This window comes from Pseudomonas sp. (assembly GCF_049645325.1).
Taxonomy (GTDB): Bacteria; Pseudomonadota; Gammaproteobacteria; order Pseudomonadales; family Pseudomonadaceae; genus Aquipseudomonas.
In genome coordinates this window covers 1-4,935 of record NZ_JBARTQ010000414.1, presented here as the reverse complement: position 1 = coordinate 4,935, position 4,935 = coordinate 1, and the positions used below count along the sequence as shown (strand labels likewise).

The following is a 4,935-nucleotide window of genomic DNA, read 5'->3' as shown; positions in this document are numbered from 1 at the left end:
TTTCAAAATCAGCCAGGTCTGGCAGCAACGAGTATTGAGAGGCTGTCATCGTGATCACTCCGTGCAGAGTGCCAAGAGGAAGGTCTTGGCACTCTGGGGCTGTTAGTTAAGGCCAAGACAGGGGTGGCCAGGAAAATCCTTCAGGATCGGATGTGATGCGATTCAGTGTTCGTTCATTAAAATCAATCGGTACGTTCATCGTTGCCTCCGCTATGGATTGTTTAGATGCCCTGGATAACAGGGTGAAGCTATTAGCCATCTAATCGGAAAAAAGGGAAACAAGCGGTGTGTGTTTTTTATATCGATTTCTTTTAAAGATGATGTTTTTATAAGTTCGCTAACCGTGTGTAGGCAGTGTCTGTAAGTGTCGCCTGATAATGTGGTTTTTTTGCAGGTTGCTATTGCCGTGCTGGCTTTTTCAAGCGTAATTTTCTGACGTTCATCATGTGGGCGTTGAGCCAGTGGGGATACGGATATGTATGTAAGTAAAAAGTTAATAAGTACAGCTGAATTACAACGTGCCTTGACGCTGAAGGATCTGACCGATCCAAGCATTGAGCCTCACGCCATTCGTTTATTGCTGGATGAAATACTGACAGGACTGCGCACACGGGGGTGGCCTGAACCTCAACTACTTGACGGCCCGCGTGTGGTGACCGCCCAAGATAACTACGGTCTGCTCGGCTACGACGATACTGAAACGACCCTTGGCAGTGCATATACCCGCTGGGTTGACGATGCCAGTCTTCTGCGCACGCAAACCACCAGTTTGATTCCGGTTGCGTTACAGCAGGCCAGTGCAAGTCGTAAGCCTGGGCAAATGCTGATGTTGGCTGCGCCAGGAATGACGTTTCGGCGTGACAGTCGCGATCGCTGGCACTGCGCAGAACCGCATCAGATGGACCTTTGGGTTTTGGGTGATCCGCAACTCTCGACGTCGGATCATCTCCTGCGATTAGTCGGGGATATAGTGGACGTTGCCATACCGGGAATGAGCTGGACTGCCTCTGAAAGCCCCCACCATTACACCGAGGGGGGCATCGAGGTGAACGTGATCTTCGAGGGTAAGCCTATCGAGGTGCTGGAATGCGGTTGCATCGCCAAGTCATTGCTTGAGCGTTTGAATATCAACCCTCGTCAGCACGGTGGCTTGGCCCTGGGAATGGGATTGGACCGGTTGACTATGCTGCGCAAAGGCATTCCGGACATTCGTCTTCTTCGCGATTCCCATCCCAGGGTAAAGGCCCAGATGTTTGATTTGAAACCGTGGCAACCGGTTTCCAGGCTGCCTTCAATCACCCGAGACATTTCCCTTGCTGTAACGCCGGGCCAAAGCGAAGAAGCAATGACTGAAAAGATGCTTCTGGCCGCGGGGGAAAACTCATCGTGGGTAGAAGAAATGCGAGTGATGGGGCGTTGGTGTCGTGACGATTTACCTGCGCAAGCGGTCTCTCGCCTCGGATTGCTGCCCGGGCAAGAGAACATTCTGCTGCGTATTGTTTTGAGAGATTGCTCTCGGTCCATCAACTCAACAGAGGCCAATGAGGTGTATGAACGTATACAGATGGCACTGCATGAAGGGGCGGAGGGCGGAGGCTACAGGCTCCCTCCGTCTGACTGAACTCTGGCCATCAAGTGCTCTCCCGCACCTGCAACTCAAACCCCATATCCACCACCGGCTTGGCGACCTTGTTGCCCGCCATGATCGTCAGCAAATGCTCCGCTGAACGCCGCCCGATCGCTTCGCGCGGGGTGCTGATGCTGCTCAAGCGCGGCACCATGAACGATGACGCGGGCAAGTCATTAAAGCCCAGCACCGCCACGCGCTCCGGCACGTTGATGCCGTGGCGCAGGGCTTCGAGCAGCGCACCTTGGGCCAGGTCGTCGTTGCCGAAGAAAATCGCGTCCACATCCGGGTGCGCTGCCAGCAACTGCAAAAACAGCTCGCCGCCCAAACCCACGGAGGAGGGGCGCGGCGTCAGCAATTCCAGCGCCGGGTCATACATACCGGCCTGTTGCAGTGCGCGGCGGAAGCCCTCGCCACGCAGCAAGGTGCGTTGGTCCAACTGCGCGCCGATATACGCCAGGCGCTTGCGCCCACGCGAGAGCAAGTGCGCGGCAGCGGTTTCACCCGCGCTCAGTTGCGAGAAACCCACGCAGTTCACCCCGGCGTTGGGGTCCAGGTCCATCATGTACACACACGGCACATTGCTCGCCTCGACCATCCGGCGCGCGCTTTCGGTGCGGTCAAACCCGGTCAGCAGCAAGCCGCGTGGCTGATAAGCCATGTAGTTGCGCAGCAGGTTTTCTTCTTCGTCACGCGAATAGTGCGAGTTGCCGATCAGCACTTCAAAGCCCTTGGGCCGCAGCACTTGGTGGATGGCCTCAAGGGTTTCGATAAACAGCAGGTTGGACAGCGACGGCACGATGACCACCACCGAATGGCTCTGCGCCGACGCCAGGGCGCGGGCGGCGGGGTTGACCACGTAGTTGAGTTCGGCCGCGGCCTGCTGGACTTTTTCCACCAGTTCGGTGGCGACGGTGCTGATGCCACGCAAGGCGCGGGAGGCGGTGATCGGGCTCACACCCGCCAGGCGGGCGACTTCATTCAGGGTAGGGCGACCCGTCGTGCGGGTATTTTTATCGTTCTTGGAGGTCATCAGGCGGTTGCCAAACAAAAATCGAGGCACTAAGGTAGCGCTGTCTCCAAACAGCTGCAAATACTTGAACGCCGGGTTGCCTGATCCGGTTCAAATGATTGGAGCGGATGCACGCGTCACTCCATAAAAATGACAAGACGGCGCGGGAAAAGCCTGTTTTTGCACTAGCCTTACAGCGTGCAAAGGTAGCGCTATCTGCGTCCTGAGGTGTTTCATGAGTCAACCTGTTACCGCCCTGGTCATCATGGGTGTTTCCGGCTGTGGCAAGTCCAGCGTCAGCGAAGCCCTGTGCCTTCTGAACGGCGCCACCGCGATTGAAGGCGACAGCTTTCACCCCGCCGCGAACATCGAGAAGATGAGCGCCGGCCACCCCCTCAACGACGACGACCGCGCCGGCTGGCTCGACATCCTCTGCGATGAACTGCGCCGTTCGTTAAAAGCCGGCGAGCATCCCGTGCTCACCTGCTCAGCCCTCAAGAAAAAATACCGTGACCACCTGCGCGAAGCTGCGCCGGGCCTGGGCTTTGTGTTTTTGGAGCTGACCCGTGCCGTGGCCGCCGACCGCGTGTCCCACCGTCCGGGCCACTTCATGCCGGCCAGCCTGATCGACAGCCAGTTCGCCACCCTTGAATCGCCCGTAGGCGAGCCGCTGACCCTGGCGCTCAACGCCAGTGAAGACAGCGTCGAGGACCTGGCCGAGCAAACCAATGCCTGGTGGCTGCAACACGGTTTTGAACCAACCAAATAATTTTTTGCCGGAAAAGATAGCGCTATCCCCGGCAGGAAATTCAACACCCGCTTTAATAACAACAACAAACAGGAGAGACCCCCCATGTTTGGCATGTCCCACGAGTCTTACCTACTGCTCGATGCAGTGGTCACTATCATCGGGCTGATCTTTTTGATCACCAAGTTCAAGGTGCACCCGTTCATTGCACTGATCATCGCGGCCGGCTTCCTCGGCCTGACCTCGGGCATGCCCGTGGACAAGATCATCAAGGCGTTCCAGGACGGTTTCGGCGGTGTGCTCGGCTTTGTCGGCATCATCCTCGCGCTGGGCACGATGCTCGGCAAAATGATGGCCGAATCCGGCGGCGCCGATCAGATCGCGCAAACCTTGATCCGCGCCTTCGGCAAGGAAAAGGTCCAGTGGGCCATGATGTTCGCCGCGTTCCTGGTGGGCATCCCGCTGTTCTTCGAGATCGGTTTTGTACTGCTGATCCCGCTGGTGTTCATCGTCGCGCGCCGCACCGGCGTGTCGTTGATCAAGATCGGCATCCCGCTGCTCGCCGGCCTCTCGGCAGTGCACGGCCTGGTGCCACCGCACCCGGGGCCGCTGCTGGCCATCGGTGTGTTTGGCGCGGACATCGGCAAGACCATTCTGTACGGCCTGATCGTCGCATTGCCGACCGCTATCATCGCCGGCCCGATCTTCGGCACGTTTATCGCCAAGTACATCCCGGGCAACCCGTCCCAGGAACTGGTCGACCAACTGGCCCGTGAGCCGGAGTCGAAGACCCTGCCGAGCTTCAGCATCACCCTGATCACCGTGCTGCTGCCGGTGTTCCTGATGCTGCTCAAGACTTTCGCTGACGTCGCGCTGCCGGACGGCCACGCTATCCGCAACTGGATGGACATGATCGGTCACCCGATCACCGCGTTGCTGTTGGCGTTGCTGCTGTCGCTGTACACCTTTGGCCATCGCCAGGGCATTCACTCCAAGCAAATCCTCAAGCTGCTCGACGCCAGCCTGGCGCCGACTGCCGCGATTATCTTGATCATTGGCGCGGGTGGTGGTTTCAAGCAGATGCTGGTGACCAGCGGCGTGGGTGACGTGATTGGCCACATGGCCGTGAACGCGCAGATCAACCCGATTTTGCTGGCATGGCTGGTGGCGGCGGTGATTCGTGTGGCCACCGGTTCTGCGACCGTGGCAACCATTACCGGCGCGGGCATTGTGGTGCCGGTGGTGGGGATGATTCCGGGGGTTAACCGCGAGTTGCTGGTGTTGGCGACGGGGGCGGGCTCGTTGGTGCTGTCTCACGTCAACGATGCCGGGTTCTGGCTGGTGAAGCAGTACTTCAACATGACCGTGGCCGAGACGTTCAAAACCTGGACGGCGATGGAGACCATCCTGTCGGTGGTGGCGTTGATCTTCATTATGTTGCTGTCGTTGGTGGTCTGACAGATACATCATCAGAGCGGGTGAAAACCCAATGCAAATGTGGGAGCGGGCTTGCTCGCGAAAGCGGTGTATCAGTCACCAGGTTTACTG

General features: G+C 58.0%; 4 protein-coding genes. 3 read left to right on the top strand and 1 reads right to left on the bottom strand.

Translation table 11 applies throughout. The features are described from left to right. The first annotated feature begins 475 nt into the window (after positions 1 to 475). Positions 476 to 1,621, top strand: coding sequence for a hypothetical protein (locus tag WBB95_RS17915; RefSeq protein ID WP_424488804.1), 1,146 nt, complete (start codon positions 476 to 478; stop codon positions 1,619 to 1,621). A gap of 10 nt (positions 1,622 to 1,631) precedes the next feature. Here WBB95_RS17915 and WBB95_RS17910 read toward each other — a convergent pair whose 3' ends face one another. Beyond that, complete coding sequence (locus WBB95_RS17910; protein WP_424488805.1) at positions 1,632 to 2,663, bottom strand: LacI family DNA-binding transcriptional regulator; 1,032 nt, start codon at positions 2,661 to 2,663, stop codon at positions 1,632 to 1,634. A 211-nt stretch (positions 2,664 to 2,874) separates the two neighbouring features. Here WBB95_RS17910 and WBB95_RS17905 point away from each other — a divergent pair, with 211 nt between their 5' ends. Both WBB95_RS17905 and WBB95_RS17900 read left to right on the top strand, forming a co-directional pair. Beyond that, positions 2,875 to 3,408 (top strand): gluconokinase, encoded by a 534-nt coding sequence (locus WBB95_RS17905; protein ID WP_424488803.1) that lies wholly within the window; start codon positions 2,875 to 2,877, stop codon positions 3,406 to 3,408. Between the two features lie 84 nt (positions 3,409 to 3,492). Further along, complete coding sequence (locus WBB95_RS17900) at positions 3,493 to 4,845, top strand: GntP family permease (RefSeq protein ID WP_424488802.1); 1,353 nt, start codon at positions 3,493 to 3,495, stop codon at positions 4,843 to 4,845. Positions 4,846 to 4,935: the final 90 nt, after the last annotated feature.